The organism is Alteromonas nitratireducens, assembly GCF_040812025.1.
GTDB classification, from domain to species: Bacteria; Pseudomonadota; Gammaproteobacteria; order Enterobacterales; family Alteromonadaceae; genus Alteromonas; species Alteromonas nitratireducens.
This window is the reverse complement of record NZ_JBFNPK010000010.1, coordinates 1-23,381: the sequence shown is the minus strand read 5'-3', so window position 1 is coordinate 23,381 and position 23,381 is coordinate 1. Positions and strand designations below refer to the sequence as shown.

18 protein-coding genes are annotated in these 23,381 nt (G+C 51.3%); 6 read left to right on the top strand and 12 right to left on the bottom strand.

All coding sequences use genetic code 11. From position 1 onward, the window contains the following. Nucleotides 1-101: 101 nt before the first annotated feature. The 5 genes from AB1N33_RS10170 to acnA form a co-directional block, all read right to left on the bottom strand. Complete coding sequence (locus AB1N33_RS10170) at nucleotides 102-1,337, bottom strand: peptidase associated/transthyretin-like domain-containing protein (RefSeq protein WP_411271442.1); 1,236 nt, start codon at nucleotides 1,335-1,337, stop codon at nucleotides 102-104. After that, nucleotides 1,330-2,814: a hypothetical protein gene (locus AB1N33_RS10165; protein ID WP_411271441.1), complete on the bottom strand. Its 1,485-nt coding sequence runs from the start codon at nucleotides 2,812-2,814 to the stop codon at nucleotides 1,330-1,332. The genes AB1N33_RS10170 and AB1N33_RS10165 overlap by 8 nt, the downstream gene beginning before the upstream one ends. A 176-nt stretch (nucleotides 2,815-2,990) precedes the next feature. Continuing rightward, nucleotides 2,991-3,443 carry an NfeD family protein gene (locus AB1N33_RS10160; protein ID WP_411271440.1) on the bottom strand — a complete coding sequence of 151 codons (453 nt, stop codon included), beginning with the start codon at nucleotides 3,441-3,443 and terminating at the stop codon, nucleotides 2,991-2,993. Further along, complete coding sequence (locus AB1N33_RS10155) at nucleotides 3,443-4,390, bottom strand: SPFH domain-containing protein (protein WP_411271439.1); 948 nt, start codon at nucleotides 4,388-4,390, stop codon at nucleotides 3,443-3,445. Before AB1N33_RS10155 ends, AB1N33_RS10160 begins: the two co-directional genes overlap by 1 nt. A 241-nt stretch (nucleotides 4,391-4,631) precedes the next feature. Next, the gene (acnA, locus tag AB1N33_RS10150; RefSeq protein ID WP_411271438.1) at nucleotides 4,632-7,346 is read right to left on the bottom strand and encodes an aconitate hydratase AcnA; all 2,715 of its coding nucleotides are present in this window, start codon (nucleotides 7,344-7,346) and stop codon (nucleotides 4,632-4,634) included. A gap of 300 nt (nucleotides 7,347-7,646) precedes the next feature. Between acnA and gpmA the strand changes: the two genes are divergently transcribed. Beyond that, nucleotides 7,647-8,393: a 2,3-diphosphoglycerate-dependent phosphoglycerate mutase gene (gene gpmA, locus AB1N33_RS10145; RefSeq protein WP_411271437.1), complete on the top strand. Its 747-nt coding sequence runs from the start codon at nucleotides 7,647-7,649 to the stop codon at nucleotides 8,391-8,393. 40 nt (nucleotides 8,394-8,433) lie between these two features. On the opposite strand, the gene AB1N33_RS10140 is transcribed toward gpmA, so the two are convergent. The 3 genes from AB1N33_RS10140 to AB1N33_RS10130 all read right to left on the bottom strand — a co-directional run bounded on the left by AB1N33_RS10140 (nucleotide 8,434) and on the right by AB1N33_RS10130 (nucleotide 12,460). Then, nucleotides 8,434-9,951, bottom strand: coding sequence for a trehalase family glycosidase (locus tag AB1N33_RS10140; protein ID WP_411271436.1), 1,518 nt, complete (start codon nucleotides 9,949-9,951; stop codon nucleotides 8,434-8,436). Further along, entirely contained in the window at nucleotides 9,951-11,186 is a 1,236-nt protein-coding gene (locus AB1N33_RS10135) for an MFS transporter (RefSeq protein ID WP_411271435.1), read from the bottom strand. Before AB1N33_RS10135 ends, AB1N33_RS10140 begins: the two co-directional genes overlap by 1 nt. A gap of 251 nt (nucleotides 11,187-11,437) precedes the next feature. Next, on the bottom strand, nucleotides 11,438-12,460 hold the full coding sequence (locus tag AB1N33_RS10130) for a LacI family DNA-binding transcriptional regulator (protein WP_411271434.1): 1,023 nt from the start codon (nucleotides 12,458-12,460) through the stop codon (nucleotides 11,438-11,440). 275 nt (nucleotides 12,461-12,735) lie between these two features. Between AB1N33_RS10130 and AB1N33_RS10125 the strand changes: the two genes are divergently transcribed. The 3 genes from AB1N33_RS10125 to AB1N33_RS10115 all read left to right on the top strand — a co-directional run bounded on the left by AB1N33_RS10125 (nucleotide 12,736) and on the right by AB1N33_RS10115 (nucleotide 16,773). Then, nucleotides 12,736-15,006, top strand: a complete 2,271-nt coding sequence (locus AB1N33_RS10125) for a TonB-dependent receptor (RefSeq protein WP_411271433.1) — start codon at nucleotides 12,736-12,738, stop codon at nucleotides 15,004-15,006. Nucleotides 15,007-15,124: 118 nt separating this feature from the next. Continuing rightward, nucleotides 15,125-15,904, top strand: a complete 780-nt coding sequence (locus tag AB1N33_RS10120) for a transporter substrate-binding domain-containing protein (RefSeq protein ID WP_411271432.1) — start codon at nucleotides 15,125-15,127, stop codon at nucleotides 15,902-15,904. An 89-nt stretch (nucleotides 15,905-15,993) separates the two neighbouring features. After that, complete coding sequence (locus AB1N33_RS10115) at nucleotides 15,994-16,773, top strand: thioredoxin family protein (RefSeq protein ID WP_411271431.1); 780 nt, start codon at nucleotides 15,994-15,996, stop codon at nucleotides 16,771-16,773. 81 nt (nucleotides 16,774-16,854) lie between these two features. Here AB1N33_RS10115 and AB1N33_RS10110 read toward each other — a convergent pair whose 3' ends face one another. Next, nucleotides 16,855-19,140, bottom strand: a complete 2,286-nt coding sequence (locus AB1N33_RS10110) for a TonB-dependent receptor (protein ID WP_411271430.1) — start codon at nucleotides 19,138-19,140, stop codon at nucleotides 16,855-16,857. Nucleotides 19,141-19,351: 211 nt separating this feature from the next. On the opposite strand from AB1N33_RS10110, the gene AB1N33_RS10105 reads away from it, so the two are divergent. Next, entirely contained in the window at nucleotides 19,352-20,035 is a 684-nt protein-coding gene (locus AB1N33_RS10105) for a haloacid dehalogenase type II (protein WP_411271429.1), read from the top strand. Here the strand turns inward: AB1N33_RS10105 and AB1N33_RS10100 are convergent. Then, nucleotides 20,021-20,260: a hypothetical protein gene (locus AB1N33_RS10100; RefSeq protein ID WP_411271428.1), complete on the bottom strand. Its 240-nt coding sequence runs from the start codon at nucleotides 20,258-20,260 to the stop codon at nucleotides 20,021-20,023. The genes AB1N33_RS10105 and AB1N33_RS10100 overlap by 15 nt on opposite strands. A 172-nt stretch (nucleotides 20,261-20,432) precedes the next feature. Between AB1N33_RS10100 and AB1N33_RS10095 the strand changes: the two genes are divergently transcribed. Continuing rightward, the gene (locus tag AB1N33_RS10095) at nucleotides 20,433-20,822 is read left to right on the top strand and encodes a hypothetical protein (protein WP_411271427.1); all 390 of its coding nucleotides are present in this window, start codon (nucleotides 20,433-20,435) and stop codon (nucleotides 20,820-20,822) included. Here AB1N33_RS10095 and AB1N33_RS10090 read toward each other — a convergent pair. Together AB1N33_RS10090 and AB1N33_RS10085 are read right to left on the bottom strand one after the other, a co-directional pair. Then, a complete protein-coding gene (locus AB1N33_RS10090; protein WP_411271426.1) occupies nucleotides 20,819-21,886 on the bottom strand; it encodes a PLP-dependent cysteine synthase family protein in 1,068 nt (355 codons plus the stop codon). The genes AB1N33_RS10095 and AB1N33_RS10090 overlap by 4 nt on opposite strands. 108 nt (nucleotides 21,887-21,994) lie before the next feature. Continuing rightward, on the bottom strand, nucleotides 21,995-22,804 hold the full coding sequence (locus AB1N33_RS10085; protein WP_411271425.1) for a substrate-binding periplasmic protein: 810 nt from the start codon (nucleotides 22,802-22,804) through the stop codon (nucleotides 21,995-21,997). Nucleotides 22,805-23,381 lie beyond the last annotated feature (577 nt).

Sequence of the window (23,381 nt, the reverse complement as noted above, 5' to 3'; positions counted from 1 at the left end):
GGACCTTAGTGTACGAATGTTGATCTCTTGATCAGCAAACCGTTGCCTTGTCTAAATAGTAAAAAGCTGCGGCAAAAGTGCACAACAAAGCTCAACAGACTCTACCGAGGCACGAATTCGAAATTATTAGCTTTTCCTTCTGATACAGTAATGGTTCCCAAATCGAACTTATAAGCCCTACTCACTAACTCCCCTTTATAGTTTCCATTAAGCAACGTCGTCTCTATCTTGATTCCCCGTCTTCCCATGCGGTCTGTAAAAGAGACAGCTTCACCGTCTTCGGGCGTAAATATAATTTCTACACGCTCCCTATACAGCTCATCAAAATTAAAAATTAGAGTCACATCGAGTTCAGTCTGGTATGGCAAAGGCTGGAGATCAAAACTGACACGTTGTGCTTGTCCTTCAATAATCTCAACCGAACTTTCTTCTATAATCAAACCGCCATCACCCCGCCGCGCAAAAACCTGATAAGTCCCGGCGGGCAACTCTAGATCGGTTGAATATGTAACGACTTTTCCCTTTTCATCAACAACTTCATACACGACATCGTCACGCATTGGAGTGATAATCAATTGTCCCATCTTTGTAGTGTGCTGAGGTAATTTCTGGTTACTTTTACTACCAACGACCGTAATGACTTCCTTGTTACTATCTGTAACTTGCTCTGTCCTTTCCAGACTAGTCTCGCGCTTTCTCAGGGAAAGTGTTTTCATTGTAAGTGAATCTTTAGTGATAACCGCCGAGGTAACAATATCCTCAAACCCTGGCTTACTTGCTTTTATGCGATATTCGCCTTCAGGCAGCCTCATCCCCTTGTGGTATTTGTGCGGCGTCCCGTAAATAGTGATATGCGCATCATGAGGATTAATGTTCAGGGAAAGTCGTCCCACGCCTTTGCTCGCATCCGCTTTTAATACGCCAGCGAGACTAAAGTAATTCAGTGTGGAATTTTTTTGCAGTGACACAGGCAACGATGCTGTGCCAATGTTTGCGGTTATGACATAGTTTCCTGGCAAAATATGAATTTTTTCATAAACACGGCGCTTGGTACCCGGGCCATCAACAGGCTCGATATACAGTGTCATTTTACTTTGCCATTGCTTTACCTCTAGCTGTATTCCCTTGCCCGATCTGACACTGTGGACGCGGTTTTCTTCCATAAAAGAAAACAGATAGTCAAAATCTATTCGCTGAAGCAATGAGTCGAGGCCCCATCCAGTAGTCGTTGTCACACCCTCCTCTTTTACCGCTTCAAATAGTTTGGCGCTTTTAGAACATGAAGAAAGTAACAGCAGTGCGATACACGGTATAACAAGTGTTTTCAGTTTATTCACCTGCAACCTCCGCGACACTTTCTAATAAGCCTCCGATCGCCTCCTGGGCTACTAAAGACGCATAAATGTCGGCGTGCTCAGCAATCAGTACATGCATATCTGCCATTAAACTATCAAACAGTACTTCATTTTTTTTAATTGCCATATTCACGCCTTCAGCCAATACCGTGTCTCTTGCTACTGACTTACATTCGTCAATAATGGTATCGAAGATGTTATTCTGGCGTTGTTTTAACTCCGCTAGTTTTGTTTCAAAGCTCGCCGCGGTCACCTCATCATTCTCTTTTTTGGCGACTTGGCCAAACAACGTATCGTTCAACACCAACTGCGCCAATTTTGCGGAACAATAAATCCGGCTCCGGTCTTGTTTACCCTTTGCCACGTTAGGAGGAAAAGAGCGTGTAGGGTTCCGAAGTATTAAGTGATTATTTTTAGGTATTGGTTCAGCTTTAACAAACCACAGAAACAGTGAACCTGTTTCTCCATCTTCTGTTTTAAGGGTTGAGTAACTTCTGCATGCTAAATTACATGTCAGCTCGATTAACGGGGTATTTGTAGCGGAGGTTCCCTCGATAAAGAACGTTTCCGGCAAAAATTGATTCAGAGTTTTAACCAGACGCTGCGTCAAAGCCACACTCATTTCACGGTCATCAGGCATAAAGTAATCCGGCCCGTAATCAACATTTTTTTGGTAGGTTTCCTTTTCCTCTTGAGTGGTTACGTCACTAACTTTTGCTTGTACCGCAAGTGCTGGCTGGTAAGTGCTTGGATTATTCAGATGTTGGGCCAAATACGCCAACAGAGGCTTAGAAAGTTCATCTGCACGTCTGAAAAGCATATTGATAACGCTTTGCATTGACTGCAAATATATTTGTCGGATCTTAAATAACTCACGCTTAGCATGTCGCCGTTTGATTGGCTGTAAAAACCGAATGGGTTGGGACGCATTAAGGTAGCTTTGATAGGACGCGATTCTACTGTTTTTGCGTGCTTCCCTGTATAGTTCACTGGCTGCACTTGCGTTGTGTAACTTGTTCAGAAAAATCAACCACAAAACAAAAAAGCTGACGAGAATAATTTCATTTACCCAGCTCTTGATGCCAATTACTGATGGGTATTCATCTAACGGAGCAACATTAAACGCAGAAAAATATTTTTCATTACTTTTGAAATCTTTTAAGTCTTTGCTAATGACACCATATTCCTTAAATGACGCACCCTGGAAAATGATATGATTTTTTACTGCAGGGTAGTGCAACTCACCATTCAGAGGCAGTGGTTTAATGTGGTCATACACAAAATAGCGGGGCACGCCAAACGCCTGCACTAAAAAAACAAACAAGGCAAAGAATGGCGTTCCAATAATCAGCTTTCTTTTCCAATACTTCAGGCCAACTTCTGAGCCGACAAAACAAAAAAAGAAAGCTGTTCCCCAGAAAAATAAGATACTCAGCCAATCCAAAAACAACAGCTTCATAGTGTCCTTACCTCTTACAACATCCATCAAGAAGAGTGGGTCTTTTAACTATAAACGATACCTGTGCAGGCATGACATAAGTGACGCGTAAAATTCAAACATTAGTCTGCTGCACCTTTTTATTCATTGTCGATCTCTGAGGCGGCAGCTTCGCATAACCCGGCATAATTGACCTTTTATCCAGCCTTTTCTACGTGCAGAATGCCTACTTCCACCTTGGTGATGCACACCGTTTCACCGGCCGCGATAGGCGTGCTGGCTTTCACCTTCCAGGTAACGCCTGAGAACTTGGTGGATCCGGGCTGACCCGGCGCAACGGCCTCGTCCAAATCAAACGTAGTGCCTATCCAGTCAGATTTTACTTCATTGGGCGCTCGGTCGGTCTGCAGGTTTTTCATTGGTCGCCATAGCACTACCATCAGAATGGTGTCGAGAATAGCCACCGACAAAAAGGCGTGGAGTAATTCTTCGTCCAGAAAACCGGCATACATTAACCCTGACGTAATCAAACAGGACAAGCCCAGTGTCAGCAGCACAATGGTGGTAAAACCCAGCAACAACTCTATGATCAGCAGGATCAGCCCCACCCCTAAAATCATGTGAGGCAGGCTATTCAGCATATTTTCCATCAGCTTGCCTTACCTCCAATGGTGTTTGCGATTGTCATGGCCTGGGCAACCACATTACCAATTTCTGTGGCACCGTCAGGCAGCAGTACGACCGACGATTCTTTGGCAATATTTTGCTTGGCTTCAATAGCACCTTTAGCCAGATCAAACTGCACCGCTTTCTGGCCTTCCGCTGAAGCAGCCGCGCGGCCAACGGTTTCCAGTGCCGTAGCCTCGGCTTCTGCAACACGGGTAATGGCCTGCGCCTCACCCTCGGCTTTTAAAATTTGTTCCTGTTTCTGCGCTTCGGCCGACAGCACGCGCGCTTGTTTGTCACCCTCGGCACGGTTAATGGCGGATTGCTTATCACCTTCAGACTCCAGGATCTGCGCACGCTTAAGACGCTCGGCCTTCATTTGCTGTTCCATCGCGTCCAGTACGCTGACCGGTGGCTTAATATCTTTGAGCTCGTAACGCAGTACCTGCACACCCCAGGGCGTTGCAGCTTCATTCAGCGAATTGACAATACTGGCATTCAGCGAATCGCGCTCTTCAAAGGTTTTATCCAGGTCTATTTTACCCAGTTCACTACGCATGGTGGTTTGCGCAAGCTGCGTGACGGCAAAAATATAGTCTTCTACACCGTAGGTCGCTTTGTAAGGGTCAATGACGCGGAAATACAGTACGCCGTCCACCAGCAGGGTAATGTTGTCTTTGGTGATAACCGACTGCTCCGGCACATCGCCGGCCTGCTCTTTTAGTGAACGATCGGCGGCGACGCGGTCGATAAACGGCACAATAAAATTAATCCCCGCCTCCAGCGTTCGGGTGTACTTACCGAATCGCTCAACCAGCCAGGCGCGGTTTTGCGGCACAAATTTTACCGACGACTTAATGCCAATAATGATTAATATCAGCAGGATAGTCTGAAAAGACAGGAGGTAATCGAGCAGTTGATTTATTTCCATTAACACATTCCCTTATATATACAGTAGCAACGACGCCTGCGCCTTTGTCCGCATCAAAACAATGAGTGCAAACAGAACAGACGTGCCCATGTTTTTCCTACTATAAGGAGACCGCGCGATTTGTTGTAGCGATTTTTTGTTTCAAAAACAAAACCTGTCCGTGCAGGCAGTGTAAATAAGGGGATGGCGGGGAATGAAAAGGGGGAGCGACTCCCCCTTTACGTCAGTACTTAAGTCCGCATCAGCCTTTTTTGAGGTACTCACGTACCACATAATGCAGGATGCCGCCGTGTTCAAAGTAGGTAAACTCGTTGGCGGTGTCGATACGGATGTCCATGCTAACCGACTGCGATTTGCCGTCATCAGACGTAATCGTCACATCGACCTCCTTCTGTCCCTTCTCAATTTTATCAATGGAAAAGGTTTCATCCCCTTTTATGCCGAGCGACTCAGCGCTGTCACCGTCTTTAAACTGCAATGGCAAAATGCCCATGCCTATCAGGTTACTGCGGTGAATACGCTCATAGCTTTCGGCCATGACCGCGCGCACGCCCATTAGCGCAGGGCCTTTTGCTGCCCAGTCGCGGCTTGAACCGGTACCGTATTCCTTACCCCCTATCACCACTGCCGGCACACCTTCTTCCTTATAGCGCATGGCCGCATGGTAAATAGACATGCTGTCCCCGCTGGGGAAATGTGTTGTCGCGCTGCCCTTGGTGCCGGGTGCGAGCTGGTTTTGCAGACGCACATTGGCAAAGGTGCCCCGCATCATCACTTCATGGTTACCCCGGCGTGAGCCGTACGAGTTGAAATCTGCGGGTGCCACGCCCTGCTCCTGCAGGTATTCGCCAGCCGGACTGTCTTTGGCAATGGCACCTGCCGGTGAAATGTGGTCAGTGGTAATAGAGTCGCCCACCTTCACCAGACAGCGCGCGTTTTCAATTGCCGCGACCGGGTCAGGCGTTTTGCCCATATCCTTAAAGAACGGCGGATGTTTGATGTAGGTAGACGATGGCCAGTCATATACCGATGTTGCGCTGACATCCAGTGCGTTCCAGATATCGTTACCTTTAAACACATCGGCATACTTCTCTTTAAACAGGTCGCCTGAAACAAATTCCTGCACCAGTGACTGAATTTCTTCCTCAGTCGGCCAGATGTCTTTTAAGTAGACCGGGTTACCGTCTTTGCCGGTGCCGATAGGATCTTTGGTAATGTCTACTTTCATGTTGCCCGCCAGCGCATAGGCGACCACCAGTGGCGGAGACGCCAGGTAGTTGGCGGCAACGTCCGGATGAATTCGCCCTTCAAAGTTGCGGTTACCTGACAACACCGAGGTCACCGTCAGCTTCGCTTTGCGAATCGCGTCACTGATCTCATCCGGCAGCGGGCCTGAATTACCAATACAGGTAGTACAGCCATACCCCACCAGATTAAAGCCCAGCTTTTTCAGCGGTTCCATCAGACCGGCGTCTTCCAGATACTGAGTGACCACCTGTGAACCGGGCGCCAGCGAAGTTTTTACCCACGGCTTACGTGCAAGTCCAAGTTCTACGGCTTTTTTCGCGACCAGCCCCGCGCCGACCAGCACCGAGGGGTTCGAGGTATTGGTACAACTGGTAATGGCGGCGATCACAATGGCGCCATCTTTCAGGTTAAATTTCTCACCCTGAAATTCCACAAACGACTCGTGGGTTTCGTTTACCTCTGGCATCGGTCCGCCTTCGGCAACAAATTTGGTTTCTTCATCAAGCACCGTCACATCAATTTGTGAACTGTGCCATTCATTGAAAGCCGCGGCCGCACGGTCAAGGGCAATGCGGTCCTGCGGACGCTTGGGTCCGGCCAGTGAAGGCACCACATTACTTAGATCGAGTTCCAGGGTTTCATGATACTCGGCATCTTTGCAGGTATCGTCATGCCACAGGCTGGCCTGTTTGGCATAGGCTTCCACCAGCGCAATCTGCTCATCACTGCGACCTGTGAGTTTCAGATAATCCAGTGCTACGTCATCAATCGGGAAGATACCGCAGGTTGCACCGTATTCTGGCGCCATATTGGCAATGGTGGCACGGTCTGCTGTTGTCAGGTGTTTCAGACCCGGCCCATAAAATTCAACAAACTTACCCACCACGCCGTGTTTGCGCAGTTGTTCCGTGATGGTCAGTACCATGTCGGTTGCGGTTACTCCGGCAGGCAGTTCGCCGGACAGGCGGAAACCCACTACTTTTGGCAGCAGCATAGTCACAGGCTGGCCAAGCATGGCGGCTTCGGCTTCAATACCACCCACACCCCAGCCGAGGATCCCCAGACCATTAATCATGGTGGTATGAGAATCGGTACCTACCAGCGTATCGGGGTAAACGTAGGTGCCGTCGTCTTCCTGTTTGGTGAAGGCACAGCGGGCCAGGTACTCCAGGTTAACCTGGTGAACAATACCGCGACCTGGCGGCACCACTTTAAAGTTATCGAAGCTCGATTGCCCCCACTTAAGAAACTGATAACGCTCTTTATTCCGCTCAATTTCTACATCAGTATTTTTCTCAAACGAGTCATCCTCACCGAAGTAATCCACCATCACTGAGTGGTCAATCACCAGTTCTACGGGATTAAGCGGATTGATCGCCTGGGCGTCACCGCCGAGGGCATTAACCGCATCACGCATGGCCGCCAAATCGACAATGGCCGGGACACCGGTAAAGTCCTGCAGAATAACCCGGGCAGGCACGAATGAAATTTCGTGCTGACTGTCGTCGCTGGTATCCCAGCGGGCGATGTGCTCTATGTCGTCGCTGCTGACAAATTCTTCGTGCTCATGACGAAGCAGGTTTTCAAGCAGAATTTTGATACAGAAAGGCAGTCTGTCGAGCGGGTAAGTGCCGCTGACAGTGTCGAAACTAATGGCTTTATAGACCTTGTTACCGACGTTAAGCTCTGAAAATGATTGATATTTCACGCGCTCACCTTTGGTTTTGCTGTTAGTCATTGCCATGGGCGATGGAACTTACGGCGTTGCCCACAGGTTCGTAAGGGTTATACGGCGCAAAACTGAAAAAAAGTTCATCTTTGGCTAAACAGTGTACACCGACAAAACACTCAAATTTCACACAGTTGCCGTCTGAGAGGGGCGTTTAACAGCGCATGTAAACCGGCTTCGCTGCTGGATTTTTAGCTAAGGATCAAGGATGATACCTGCCTTGATTTCATCGGCGGTAACAGCCGCTGTACTTTAACCAACGCCAACAGGTATTTAACTATGTATAAACTTGTACTCATTCGTCACGGAGAGAGCCAGTGGAATAAAGAAAACCGCTTCACCGGCTGGCATGACGTTGATTTAACAGAGACGGGCATTGCCCAGGCAAAAATGGCCGGAGAACTGTTAAAAGAGGCAGGCTTCTCGTTTGATATGGCGTATACGTCAGTGTTGCTGCGCGCTATTAAAACCCTGAACATCGCGTTGGAAGAAATGGGTCAGCATTATCTGCCGGTAGAGCGTCACTGGCGTCTGAACGAGCGTCACTATGGTGGCCTGACCGGGCTGGATAAGGCCGAAACCGCCGCCAAGCACGGTGATGAGCAGGTAAAAATCTGGCGCCGTAGCTTTGACGTACCGCCACCGTTCGTAGACGAAGACTCGGAACACTTCCCGGGCCACGACCCTCGCTACAGCCACGTTGATCCGGCCATTCTGCCGCGTGGTGAGAGCCTGAAACTGACCATTGAACGGGTATTGCCATACTGGCATGACGTGATCCGCCCGAACATTCAGAGTGGCAAGCAGATTATCATTGCCGCGCACGGCAACAGCCTGCGCGCACTGGTGAAATACCTCGACGGCATGTCTGAAGACGAAGTGCTGAGCCTGAATATTCCAACCGGCGTGCCGCTGGTGTATGAACTGGACAAAGACTTACGTCCCATCTCCAAGGAGTACCTTGGCGACCCGGAAAAAATTAAAGCCATGATGGAAGCCGTGGCCAACCAGGGTAAAGCCAAGTAAACCTGACCGGTCGCAGCCACGCTGCTGCGACCGTACTTTTCTACACCGCTGCTAAGCCCTGCCTGAACGCGCGATATACCCCGTTCGTCCACCCAAAGCCAAGCTGTACTTCATATTCGCCGCCGCCAGCGCGCGCCAGACGATCGCACACATTGTATTTTTCCAGCACCACACCGTGCGCCGTGTAATAGTCGTTAACCTGATTAACCCAGCGCGTTGCAATGGTGTTCGCCAGTGACGCCTGACCATAGCGGGAGAGACCTTTTGCTGCGAACCACTGCAGGGGCGCCCAGCCATTGGGTGAATCCCACTGCTGCGAGGTGGTATTCAGCGTGGTTACCAGTCCGCCGGGCTGCAAGAATTTTGTTTCGATATGCTCCGCCACGGCATCAGCCTGCTGCTGATCTGCCAGACCGGTAAATAACGGCACTACCGCAGCCAGCGACCAAACAGGTGTCTGCGACGCACTCGGATAATGATAATCAAAATAGAAACCGTGTTTGGCGTCATAAAGATAATGGTTAATGGCACGCAGACGAGCCTGCGCAGCGTGATGGTAACGGTCACGCTCACGGGCATCGTCACTTAATTCGCTAAGGCGCACTTCAAGGTGATAAAGCAGGCAGTTTAAGTCAACCGGCACCAGTGCCGTGGTACGGATGGATGACAGCATCTGAGGGTCGGCCAGCCAGCGCGAGCTGAAATCCCAGCCCGACTCACAGGCAGCACGAATGTCAGTCAGTCTTTGCTGTGCCGCCTCGTCAGACAGCCCCTGCATTTCATGCACATCCTCACGGTAAGATTCAGGCCGTGGCGTTGGGTCGGTATCGTAGTAGCGATTTAACAGGCTGCCGTCGGGTAATCTGACTACGCGCTGCGCCGCCGGGTGCTGATGCGAGGTGCTGTCCGCGCCATCCATCCAGAACGCATGCTCTGCTTTGAGCCCTGCTATAGCACGCTGACGCTGCGCGTCAGTTAACTGGTCACGGATAAGCTCGAACATCAGCACCAACACCGGCGGCTGACTGCGGGTATGGTAGTACGCGCGGTTTCCGTTGGGGATACAGCCTACCTGCGCCTGAATATCGAGAAAGTTCTCAAACAGGCTAATAACCACATCGCTGTGGCCGTCGGCTATCAGACCGGTGGCGGTAAAATAGCTGTCCCAGTAATAAATTTCGCGAAAGCGTCCGCCCGGCACCAGATACGGGTGTTGCAGCGGGATCAGACTGTCGTACTGCGGTACGTCGGGTTCGCGCCGTAACACGTCCCACATCTCCCGAATATAGTCATCAACACTGGCAGCCTTTACCGGTGATGTGGCTTCTGCCGGTGCAGGCAGAGAAAAGTATTCATCAACAAACGCCTGCAATGAAAAGCCCGGCTCATCGGCCTGCGCCTCATAACGCTGACACAGAACATCAAACGGTGCGCTGGCAATTGCGTCCGCAAAGGTTTTACTGTCAGGAAACAGGTTCGCCATCTGCACATCACGAAACAGTCTGCTTTCAAAAAACGCCAGCACATCCTGCCACGTTGACTGCGTGGTCCTCGCCATTACACTGCCTCCTGTTGGCGCACTGTTGCCGCAGTGCGTTTAAAGAAAAATAACGTCACCATAATCAGCGCAATCGGGAGCAGCGAAAGGTAAAACGCCCGCTGTCCGCCCATGGCGTCAAACACAAAGCCGGTAATGATAGAGCCGGTCGTGCCACCCAGCGCCGAAAACACCACAATCAGTCCGGTCATTGGCGCATGCTGTATTTTTGGTAAGGCACTGAGCATCACAGAATTAATGACCGGGTAAATCGGTGCCATCATCAGTCCGATTAGCGGAATCAGGAAAGCGGCCAGTGGCGCATCCAGCCAGGAGGTAATTGCCTGGCCTTCGACATTTTCGGCCAAAGGTAAGCTTAGCAGGATGACCGCCGCCATCATCGTCAGACAAATCATCAGAAACGGATACCAGTGCATGCGCGCCAGAATTCCGCCTGCCGCCAGACGCCCGACCGCCAGCGAGACCGCGAAAATACTGGTCATCTGAATACTGACATTGACCGGTAATCCCAGCACCTCGCGGTTAAAGGTGGGCAGCCACGAGCCAATGCCCTGTTCGATCAGCACGTACATAAACACCGACAAAATAAAGATGAGCACCAGCGGCTGGTACGCCAGTTTCAGCATGGCCATGAATTCGCCGGAAGCCTGCCCTTTGGCACGTACAGGTTTATCAACCGGTGCGGCTAACACCAGCAGAAAGGTCACGCCGACCAGCGCGGCCAGCAGGTAGTACACATTCAGCCAGGTCAGAGAAGCCGCGTTGTTTTCATCGATAAAGGCGGCAAACACCCAGTAGCCGGACAGCACGCCGACCATAAAAATACCTTCGATGATGTTCATCAGTGAGGAGTGGGAACGTGTGTCGTGAGAAAGCTGACCAATGATGGCGTACACCGAGACTTTAACCAGTGCAAAGGCAGTGCCTACACCGGCAAACAGCAGTTTCATTGTCCAGAATGCACCAATGCCCGGTGTAACCGCACACAGCACGCCAACCAGCGCCAGCCCGCTGAGCATGGCCAGTTTGTACCCGACACGCGGTATGAAGGAAGCCACCAGAAATGACACCAGCGCAATCGACAGATCTTTAAAGCCCTCCAGCGTACTGGCCTGCGGCTTGGTTACCTCAAAACTGGTAATGGATTGCAAAATAACCGTGCCCACACTGTTAAGCAGTATGGCAAACACAAAATAACTGGCCGCAATGGCACCAATAATCAGCAATCTGGACATGCGCTTTATAACACTCCGTTAACCTAATGCGCTGAGTCTAGCCACCAACCAGAGCAAATGCAATCGTTTGCAAAATATCAATTAAAGGTTATCGGGCGACCAGACGGAGTGGAGGTGTGTGGATCCAGGGGCCTCCGCCGCATGTATGCGGCGGCGGAGCCCCCATGGAGGGGTTCACGGCGTCCCCTGGATCCACACACCTCCGCTTCGTCTGGTCAAGCGCCGAAAAAGTTAATTTCGCCAGCGGTGTACTATTCGGCAGTTGAACGGCGAACAATCAGCTGAGTATCGACAACCTGCGAGGCGCCGCTCTGGCCATCCAGTTGTTTGATGAGCTCGTTCACCATCATTTCTGCCGCCTGCTGGGTATTCTGGCGCACGGTAGTGAGTGACGGATGCATCAGTTCGGCCAGCGCAATGTCGTCATAGCCGATAATGCTGACATCCTGAGGAATGCCAACATAGCGCTCTTTTAGCGCCTTCAGGGCGCCCAGCGCCACCATGTCACTCACGCAGACAATACCGTCGAAGTTCAGGCCATGTTCGCGAATGTGCTGGTTGATATAGTCGTATGCGGCTTTTGAGGTGATATCGATAGAGGCGGTGAGCGACGGATCAGGGGTAATGCCCTTTTCTTTCAGCGCATTGCAGTAGCCCTGATGGCGCTGACGCATCTCAGCATGTTCTGGGTCGCCCAGAAAGAGAATGTTTTTGCAGCCATGATTGAGCAGATACCAGGTACTTTCGTGGCCGCCAAACAGGTTGTCGCCGCCAATAATAGGGTAACGGGCCGGCGTTTTGGGTTCGCCCCAGACCACCAGCGGCACGCCGGCGTCGGCTGCAGCATCTATTTTTTCGGTCGACTTGCCCTGCCCCACCACAATCATGCCGTCAGCTCGCTGACTGCTGATAAAGTAGTTTGCCCAGTCGTCAGTGGCCATAAAGGAATTTGATAGCAACAATTCATAACCGCGGGCGTTGAGGGCTTTGTTCAGATCGCCCACAATTTTTAATAAAAACGGATCGGTAATGCTCTGCTCGGTGTGCTCGATCAGATTCAGGATAACTGCAATCACGTGTGTTTTGCGTGTGCGCAGCCGGCTGGCTGCAGCGTTAATACTGAAGTTATGCTGTCGTGCCAGTGCCTGTACACGGTCACGGGTTTCCTGCTTGATCAGCGGGTTATCCTTCAGTGCCCGGGAGGCGGTCGAGGCCGATACACCAGCCAGTTCGGCCAGCTTTGCCAGCGTCAGCCGGGATTCGTTATTTGCCATGGTAATGCCATCGTCTTTTTCTTTTCACTATATCTGCTTCGCGGCGTGGTTCCTATCGTCGCGTGCATTATGTCCGGTTATTCCGGCGCGCCTGTTCAATTGTAAATGCTCATTAACAGATTGAAATAAAAATTTTGCAATCGATTGCATTTTATCCTTGCAATCGATTGCAAGCCGATCTATTTTTGCTCCCACTCCCTGGATGAGTGACAAAAAATTAACCAATACCGCTCATCCTGTTAACAACGAAACCCTAACTTAGTCAGGAGCACACCATGAATACGTTGTTCTCAAGAGGTTTACTTGCTACGGCGGTGTCGATGGCACTGGCCGGAAATGTCGTTGCACAGGATGACGACACGGCTGCCAAGCAAAAAGCGGCCGAAAACGCGGAAGTCATTATTGTCAGTGGTACCCCGGGCGGCGCGGGCATCCGTAAAATCGACGCCAGCTTTGCGGTAACCAACATTGATGCCAGCGACATTGAGAAACTGGCCCCTAAGTCAACGGCCGACCTGTTTAAAGCCATTCCGGGTGTCTGGGTAGAAAGCTCAGGTGGTGAGTCTGGCGCCAACGTATTTGTGCGGGGTTTCCCGGGCGGTGGTGATGCGCCGTTTCTGACCATCTCACTGGAAGGCTCACCCATCTATCCGGCCCCCACTCTGTCGTTCCTGGAAAACTCGCAAATGTTCCGCATCGATGAAACCATCGAAATGGTAGAAGGTCTGCGTGGCGGTCCAAACCCGATTGTCAGTAACGGCCAACCAGGCCTGACAACCAACTTCCGCCTGAAGCGTGGTGGTGAGTCTACCGAAGCACTAGCCAAGTACACCGTGTCAGACTACGGGCTTAACCGGGTCGACCTTGTGCTAAGTGGTGCCCTGGCTGATGATTTGTATTACATGGTTGGTGGCTACATCAAAAGTTCTGAGGGTATTCGTGAAGCCGGCTTCAACTCGGAAGAAGGTAACCAGTTTACTGTCAATATCACCAAGATTTTCGACCGTGGTGAGCTGAACCTGTACACCCGCCAGACCGATGATCACGGTACCTGGTATCTGCCGACACCGCTGAACGTGGAAGGTGTTGACGCCAACTTTACTCAGATTGGTCCGCTGAACCGTCAGGCCAGCATTGCCTATGGCCCGGACGGTACAACAGAAAGCTTCGACTTTGGCAATGGCCGTGGCTGGGATGGCCACGTCAGCGGCGGTAGCCTGAAGCTGGACCTGGCCGATGACTGGAAACTGATTGACCGCTTCAACCTGACCAAGGGTGAAGCCAATACCTTCGGTCTGGTACCGGAAGGGGCCGCGACTACCGTAGGTGCTGTAGCAGATAACGGCCTGACGGCGACTGGTTCAGTCACCGGCACAGAGTACGACGCCAATACGCCTGTTCAGCAAATTGGTCGCTGGGTAGTGTTAAAAGACATTGAGTCATTTACCAATGACCTTGCGGTATCGAAGCGCTTTGATACCTTCGATGTGTCATTCGGTCTGTATACCGCATCCACCAAAGCCGAAGACTGGTGGAGTATCGGTAACCAGGCGTATCACGTTCTGCAGCAGGGTGGCGAGGCGCTGACCGGCATCGATTGTAACGATAACGCCGACAGCTGTACCTGGAACTATGATATCAACTCGGTTGGCGACGCACAGACTACGGCGCTTTATACCACCGCGACCTGGTATGCCACGGACGATCTCAGCATTGACGCGGGTCTTCGCCGTGAAAACCATGAAGTTACCTACACCGTTGATGAAGGCCTCGATGGCAACATCACCAAAGCGGTTGATTACGACGAGACCAAAACATCATGGACGCTGGGGGCGAACTACGCACTGGATGATTACAGTGGTGTGTTCGTGCGCATGAACCGCGGCTACAAAATGCCTTACTTTGATGACTTCCGCGACAACTTCGGTGCGTACACCGGTGGCAATTCGCTGATCAAAGAAGTCACGCAGGGCGAGCTGGGTTATAAATACATGAATGACGGTATTCAGTTCTTTGCTACCGCATTTACCAATGAGGTTAAAGGTGACACGTTTGTTCGTCGTCCCGGCGCACCGGCCGAGATCCTGACTAACGAAGCCTATGGTATTGAGCTGGATGGTCGTTATGACCACGACTCAGGCTTCTCGTTGTCGGTCAATGCCACACTGCAGGAAACAGAAATTACCGAAAGCCCGACGAATGAAGGTAACGAAGCACAGCGTCAGCCAGGCTGGCAGGTGCGGATGACGCCAAGCTATTCATTTGAAATGGCTGGCGGCATGTACTCAACCGTGTACGCGACCTTCTCTGCCGTCGATGACCGTTTTGGGAACAACGAAAATACGGTGGTACTGCCGGGCTACGAGAAGCTCGACCTCGGTCTGACCGTTGAGCCTACCGATGCACTGCGTCTGCAGTTCTCAGTAGATAACGTGACCGACGAGCAAGGTATTACCGAGGGCGACCCGCGTAACCCTGATGCACCAAACGGTCGTTATATTATGCCTCGCAGCATGAAACTGAGCGTGTCGTACCTGTTCTATTAAACACACTACCCCTGTGTTGTCGCCCGGCTTTGCCGGGCGTTTTTATTTCTGTTTGTCCCAACGCGTTCAATTCCTGTGCTAGGGTTAACAGACACGATAACGTTTCGCACACGACACTATGACGTTTTACAAAAGCCTGCTGCTTACAACCTTAATGGTGTTTACCGCGCTGCCAGGCCATGCGGCTAAACACGTGATTGCAGCGGCAGAGCTGACCTCACTGTTTCACACCATCCCGATTGATGAAAAAAATTTTCCGACATCCTTCGGCGCTTACTATGACATTCTGTCCAAAGTCATTGATGACACCGGCCTGCAGGACGAATTCGAACTACTTGTGATCCCCATGCGCAGGGCGAAGCGAGGTTTTCTGAACAAAACCTATGCCTGTTATGCCCCGGGTATCGACACGTTCGACTTTCCTGACGAAGTAGAAAGCCGTTATGACCTGCTGACGTCCGTGCCTATTAATGTGGCAAAAGCCAAACTGGTTTCAGCACAGGGAATGCCGGTATTAACCAGCGCAGATGAGGTAAAGCCTGACTTTGCTATCAGCATTGTCAGCGGTGTGCCTGAAAATCAGGAAATCAAACACATCCTGGCACGCGCTGCCGGGGTGATCCGTGTGAAAAGTGAAGTGGAAAACCTGAGGGCGGTGATGAACCACCATGCGACCCATGCCATTATCTACCTGCCTGATGCGCTGCTGGCTTATGAGAAAGCGGGCTCACCGGTACACAACTATGACGAACAATGGGATTTGTTAACAATAAAAGATGCGGTGACCTGCCACGCCGACTACCAAGGCGCCTTTAACAAGATAAACCAGGCGCTGATGACAATGCGCGCCTCGGGGGAACTGAAGCGTATGTTAGGGCAGTTTTATATTCCACAGTAGTCAGTGCGCAATTTTACAGCTTCCTGGTGAAATTGCCGCACATCTTCGCTAAGGTAAGGCGACTATCCTTACAATAGCACTGACCATTCATGAGAAATAACGTTTACGTTTCACAGCTTCTGCCTCTGATTTTTATTACCCTGGTGTCGATCACCGGCTGTACCGCCACGCACACAACAGCTGCGCCTGCTGAGCCCGCATCTTATGAGCCGAGCGCAACCGTGCAGCAGGATATTGATGCCCTGCTGGACACCGCGAAGGCGAACAACCACCACGCCATGATTGTGCTTGGCGCAAACTGGTGTCATGACAGTACCGGACTGGCAGAGAAATTTGCCTCCCCCGCGATGCAAACCGTGCTTAATGCGCACTATGAGACCCTGTTTGTTGATGTGGCTTATCTGGAAGATCGCCGCGATGTCACCACGCGCTTCGGCTACCCCACGTATTTTGCGACGCCTACTGTACTGATTGTCGACCCTGACACCGGTACGCTGGTAAATTATGACAGTATTGCCAGGTGGGGAAGTGCTGACAGCATTCCGCTGACAGACTATACCGCGTATTTCACGGCGCACGCTGACAAGCACGGTGAAGCGCTGAGTGAAGCGCAACGCCAGGCGCTCGCACCACTTGATGCCTTCACCGAAAAGCAGATAACGCGGCTGCACGCAGGCTATGCGCATCTTGGTCCGATGCTGGCAGCCTACGAAGCCGGCGAGCGCGAGGGCCCGTTTATTGACACCTGGAAAGAAGTGAAAGGCTTCAGAACGCAGTTACAAAAAGATATTCACCAGCTTCGTACTGCCATGCTCTTTGGGGGTGAGGACGTGACATTTCCGGATTACGGCCCGTTCTCGTGGGAGTAATCTCACCGGTTTGAGACTGATCAAAACAAAAAAAAACGGAGGCATATAGCCTCCGTTTTTGTTTATTATCAACCCGTTAGATTAATACAGGTCGAAGGTTTTGGTGTAGCGCAGGCCAAATTCGCTACGGTCGTTACTGCGAACAATACCCACGTAACCGTTCTGAGCCAGACGGCCCTGATCATAGATTTCGTTCAGCACGTTCTTACCGTACAGGCTCAGCGACCAGTCGCCCGCCGCTGGCTCATAGGAAATGTTGAAGCCAAACAGTTCACGTGAGTCAATCATCTCGTATGGGTTGTACGTTGACTGCCCCTGCATTTCACTGCGGTATGAGTAGTCTGCGCTGAATGACATCAGTCCGCCATTTGACAGTTCTACGTAGTAGGTTGGTGCAATCATCACGGTCCACTCTGGCGTCAGCGCCGGTGAATCGCCTTCACCAATACCTACCACGTTCTCATCGACGTCGGTGATTTCCGCATCCAGGTAACCAAACGCAGAACGGACCACAAAGTTGTCGGTCACGTTAATGGTGCTTTCCAGCTCAATACCCTGCGCACGTGATTCACCTGCGTTTTCAACGATGGTCACGAAGCCGCCACCCGCCTGCGGGTTAGAATACGGCAGAGCCAGATCGGTGTAGCGGGTATGGAACAGCGCCGCCATGAACGACACGCGGTCGCCCAGCTGGCCTTTCAGACCCAGTTCGTAGTTAATTGCCGTGGTTTCGTCAAATGACACAAACTGCGCAGCACCACCAAACGGACGCGGAGGGAAGCCACCAGTCTGATAACCCTTCTGCACGCTGGCATACACGTTAAGGTCGTTATCCAGTTTGTAGGCAGCATTCACATCCCAGGTCACTTCACTGAATTCTGCCTCGCGGTAGGCACGTTCGCCACCAAATGACGGGAACAGCGCATCTGCTTTTTTCTCATCACGAGAATAACGCAGGCCACCGCCCACATTTAAGCGATCAGTCAGTGCGTAAGACAGGTTACCGTAAATTGCATAGGCATCGGTTTCCTGATTCAGGTCGAAATAGCCATAGCTGCCACAGAAGCCACATACGTCAGTCACTGGCGTCACACCATCGTTCAGGAAGCCACCTGCGGTGTTAAACGGACTGAATACCCACGGACCTGAATTGGTGCTGCCGTCTTCATTGAAGTAATACAGACCAGAAACAAAATCTACCTTGTCATAGGTCCCGTTGATCTGCAGCTCATACGATGTCTGGTCAGCTTCACCGGTTTCCGGGAACTCTGACAGATTCAGCGGAGACGCATCATCATCCAGGCCACCTTCGTATTCGCTTGAACGCTTGCTGGCAATGAATTTCACGTCAATATTGCGGTTTGCTGACCACAGTGCTGTAAACGCAGCGCCCCAGCCTGAGTACGAGGTTGACTCAATACCGGCCACGGTTGTGCCAAGATCGTCAGGATCAGCAGGAATCAGGTCAGGCGTCAGCAGATAGAACTCACCGTTATCAATGCTGAATTCGGTCGGACCATTCGGCGTGAACTCGATGGTATAAGGTGACTGGCCTGACTCGTTATCGACGAAGTCTGCCGCGAAAGTGAAAGACAGGTCGTCGCGCGCCTGATATTTCATGGCAACACGGCCGCTGTATTCGCGCTCTTCACCAATTTCTTTTTCAGGGTTTTCAAGATTAACCGCTTCACCCACACCATCACGGCGTTTGAATGAACCAGATGCAGAAACGCTGAAGTCGTCGGTGACGTCACTGTTGACGTACAAATCGGTCGCCAGACGGCCACGGGTACCGGCTTTAGCTGATACCGTTGCTATATCCTGATCGCCAGGCTGCTTAGTGATGATGTTAACCGCACCACCCAGGGTATTACGGCCATACAGCGTTCCCTGTGGGCCACGCAGTACTTCTACGCGCTGTATATTTGGCAGCGACATGTTAGCGCCCATCTGACGGCCCAGATAAACACCGTCCAGATACACACCGACACCGGGATCAGTGGTAATGATGTGGTCCTGCAGACCAATACCACGAATGAAAACAGAGGCATGACCCGTATTACCCACGCCGTAACGGCTGATGTTTAGGTTAGGCACGTATTTGCCTACATCGTCCAGGTTAGTCACGTTGGTGTCTTCAATCAGGCCTTCACCAATAGAAGATACCGCGGTAGGCGTTTCATAAATGCTTTCTGTGCGCTTACGTGCAGTCACCAGCACTTTTTCGACATCTTTCGTCGCTGCATCTTCATCTGCAGGGGCCTGGGCGAATGTGACTGCGGGCATCATCAACGCAGCGATTGTTGCGCTTAGCGCAGACAGGCGTGCAGGTACAGCGAATCGCATGAAGTGCGACGTTCGGCTCATGGGTTTTCTCCGTCTGGTAAATTTTTAGCTTGTATTTTGACGTGTCTGAAACACGGACGAGCGAGGGGGCTCAGGTCGGGGGCGTAGTATAACGTCTAAAATTGCGTTGTTAAGTGTTATCTGGATCTTTGATCCGAGTGATCCGCCAACCTGATCCATTTCAGCCCCGCCACCGATACTCATTACGTGTTCGTTTGTCAGACCAGCCCCTATGATAAAAAAAGTACCGCAAGTCCTTGTTTTTGATATTAATGAGACGCTACTGGATATTGGCGCCCTGACACCGCATATTGCCAGTGTACTGAACGGTGATGAAAAACAGGTGCCGCTATGGTTTTCAACGCTGCTCCATCACTCTATGGTCGATACCGTGACTCACCAGCAACATGATTTTTTGACGATTGGCGTAGCCGCGCTTCAAATGGTGGCACATGCACAGGGTGTTGCGATATCTGAGGCACAGGCCAGGGATGTGTTGAGCGGTCCCATGACGTCTTTGCCGCCACACCCGGATGTCCCTGATGCATTACGCGCATTACGAGCAGCAGGTTTCAGGCTAATTGCGTTCTCCAACTCGTCGGCTAGCGGGTTGCGCCTGCAACTGAGTAATGCAAAGCTCACTGATTATTTTGATGATGTAGTCAGCGTAGAACAAACGGGCTTCTTCAAACCGTTTCCTGAAGCCTATCAATGGGTGTTGAATAAACACCAGACTGACGCATCAGCCGCAATGATGGTAGCGGCACATGGGTGGGATTTGTGCGGTGCGGCAGCCGTGGGTATGCTAACCGCGTTTGTCGAACGCGAGGGAAAAATGCCTTATCCGCTCGGGCCCGCGCCAACACTGTCGGTCACGAGCCTGACGGCACTGGCAAATCACTTAATCGACAGATAATCCGCTTGCCCGGCAGGTATCCCTTTTCGATTTCAGGGCATCATGCTGGCGCTTCAGCCACTCGCGCTGAATGCTTGATTTGGTTGCGCTCATCTCGTCAGATACCCGCTTGAGCTCTTTCGCAACGCCTTTACACCCCGCAGCTGTGGGAGAAAATCCCTCATTGGCATGCACCGGAGAAAGCAGTACGGTGCCGACAAGAGCAAGTAAAATTCTGAATTTCATAGTGCTACCTCTGACTGTCCGTGCACCTGATGATTGTAACAAAGCACCAGTGCATAAGATCAGAATAGCAGGCTGACAGGGATTTTACGTTGCCGTGATTTATACTCACGAATGAATCCCGGATACGTAATCTGGCGTACCCGGCGAGACAGCAAAAAAGAGGAGCCTTGATTTGTCACTGACCCGCGTAATGTTCTTTGTGTTGGCGATGGCACTGACCGCCTGCACCACCCTGCCCACTAATGAGCAGATTGATCAGGCCGATTACGGCCCGTACCCGGAAAACTACGAACAGATTGTCAAAGCGTTTTATGACGACAGTACCGGCAAGAAAGACGCCACACAGTACAATGCCATTCACAAACCAACACGCTACTGGTTAGGTAATGAACTGGATGGTATCTACTACGGCTATCTGGTGTGTACAACTGTGAACACCCAGAATATGTTTGGTCGTTATACGGGATTTCGTCATGATGCCCTGCTTATTAACAATGGCAGCGTGATCAAAGCTGTTGAAGGCGCAACCTGGTGGGGTAAACCCCTCTGCCCGCCGGCTTAACCAAACCGGCCTGTCTGATAAAACGCTAAGAGCTGCTCGCGGTATTGCCTGATGGCGTCACAGTCATGGTGACGGGCCAGCCATTGCGGGTTATAACAGGTGTCGCGATAGCGCTCACCGGCATCGCAAATCATCGTCACCACGCTGCCGGTTTCTCCCGCAACCTGCATTTGTGATATCAGCTGCAGCGCGGCGAATACATTGGTGCCGGTTGACGGCCCGCATTTACGGTTAAGGATTGACTGGAGAAAATCAATGGTCGCAAATGCCGCTTCGTCCGGCACCCGCATCATGTGATCGATAACCGAACGCACAAACGACGGCTCGACCCTGGGGCGACCAATACCTTCTATTGCTGACGGCGTGCTGATAGTGAGTGACTTATCGCCGCTCTGATAGTAGTCGTAAAAAACCGAATGCGAGGGATCGGCAACACACAACTTTGTCGCGTAGCCTTTAAAATTGATATAGCGTCCCAGCGTGGCGGAGGTGCCGCCGGTGCCTGCGCTGGTCACAATCCAGGCCGGCTCTGGGTTAGGCTCTTTTTCCATCTGCATGAAAATGGACTCGGCAATATTATTGTTGCCGCGCCAGTCGGTGGCCCGCTCAGCAAACGTAAACTGGTCCATATAATGGCCGTTCAGACTTGCCGCCAGCTGACTGGCTTCCTCATAAATACTGCCATTTTCAACGAAGTGACATTCGCCGCCATAAAACCCGATCTGATCAATCTTTTGCTGCGATGTACCCTGTGGGATCACCGCAATAAACCGCAGTCCCAGCAGCTTAGCAAAATACGCTTCAGAAATGGCGGTACTGCCTGATGACGCCTCGATAATCGGGGTATCCTGCTGGATATTGCCGTTACACAGTGCGTACAGAAATAGTGAACGGGCCAGACGATGTTTCAGGCTGCCGGTCGGATGGGTGGACTCATCTTTCAGGTAAAGCTGGATATCCGGTGTGCCGGGCAACATGACAGGAATAAGATGGGTGTCTGCAGAGCGATTATAGTCAGCTTCAATCTTCTTAATGGCCTGGTTAACCCAACTGCTTTGTCCCATGGTCTGTCCTGAAATACGATGATAGTGAGAAATCTTCAGGCAAGTCTAGCGTGTCTGCCAGCCTGATAACACTCCTAATCACAGGCAACAGGTCTGCTGTGTTTTGGTTTATTCGCCCAGTGCGGCTATCCACTGCTGGTGTTCAGACGCATCCAAACCATACTGTTCAAACACAGCACGCGCCTCAGGCGTGTTTTTGATGGCCTGCAGTCCGGCGTTTAACCGCACCAGCAACTGCGTCGCACGCTGATTGGTTTTATCGGTCAGCACATGAATTCTGGCCGACTGGAGAGGCTCGCCAATCTGCTTCATGCAATGACGGTTTTTCTCTTTGGTATAGTTAAGACAGTAATAGCTCAGAATGGACTGTCCGAACAGCAGGTAGTCCAGACGCTCGTTTTGTAGCAGGGTGTACAGGCGCATTCTGGCGCGCGAGCCATAAATATTCTTAAAGCCGAGTTCCTGTGCCAGCATTTCCTGTACCGATGCGGACGACACACCAATTGTGCTGGTTTGTACATCAATGTCTTCAATACGCTGCACCGGGTTATCCGGTCGCGCGAATATAGCAGAGCCTTCTTTGTAGAGCGGCAGACTAAACGCAGCCCATACGGCACGGTCGGCCGTTTTGAATGCGGCAAACACCAGGTCTGTCTTTTTTGCCTTTACGCGCTTTAGTGCCGCATCCCAACTGGACGGCTGTGTCTGCAGCTCAATCCCCTGCTGTTTAGCTGCCAGCGCCAGAAGCTGCCATGACACGCCATAGCCTGACGCCGCTTCGACATACTTTTCGTGATCATCGAATACCGCAATATCGGCCGTTTCCGCCATGCCGGTAAAAGAAAACAGAGAAAATATTGCAGTGATTAGCGCTGAAGCGCGGGAAGAAACCGCGCTCAGCCGGTACAACGATAGCAAAATGCACGCTCCCTATGGCTCCTGTAATGCAACGAACAGTTGAGCATAATTCCTACAAACCGGGCAAGGTTTTTGACAACATTTCCCGCTACAAATGGTTGTTAAAGGCGGTAATTACAGCCTGTGCATTGGGGTAGCACATCGGAATCCAAAAATCCCCACAAGTGCGAGGCTGTTAAGAATGGTGCCCAGAGGCGAATCGCAACGCGCTGAGCATCAGCACCGACACGGTCGGTGCCGGATATCACACTGGAATCAAAAAAGCCCCGCAGATGCGAGGCTTTTAAGAATGGTGCCCAGAGGCGGAATTGTAACGCGCCAGGCACTGGCACCGACTTGTCGGTGGCAGAAAAAAAAGGCCCTGCATTTCTGCAAGGCCTTGTTTGTGTTGGTGCCCAGAGGCGAATCGCAACGCGCTGAGCATCAGCACCGACACGGTCGGTGCCGGATATCACACTGTGACTAGTCCTGATATAAGTTGACACTTATTTCAGTTTAAAGCGCCCGGTGAACTTCATCGGGCGTTTTGTATTTTAGGGCCAGATGCGGCCTTTTCTCATTATAAATCGCGACAGAC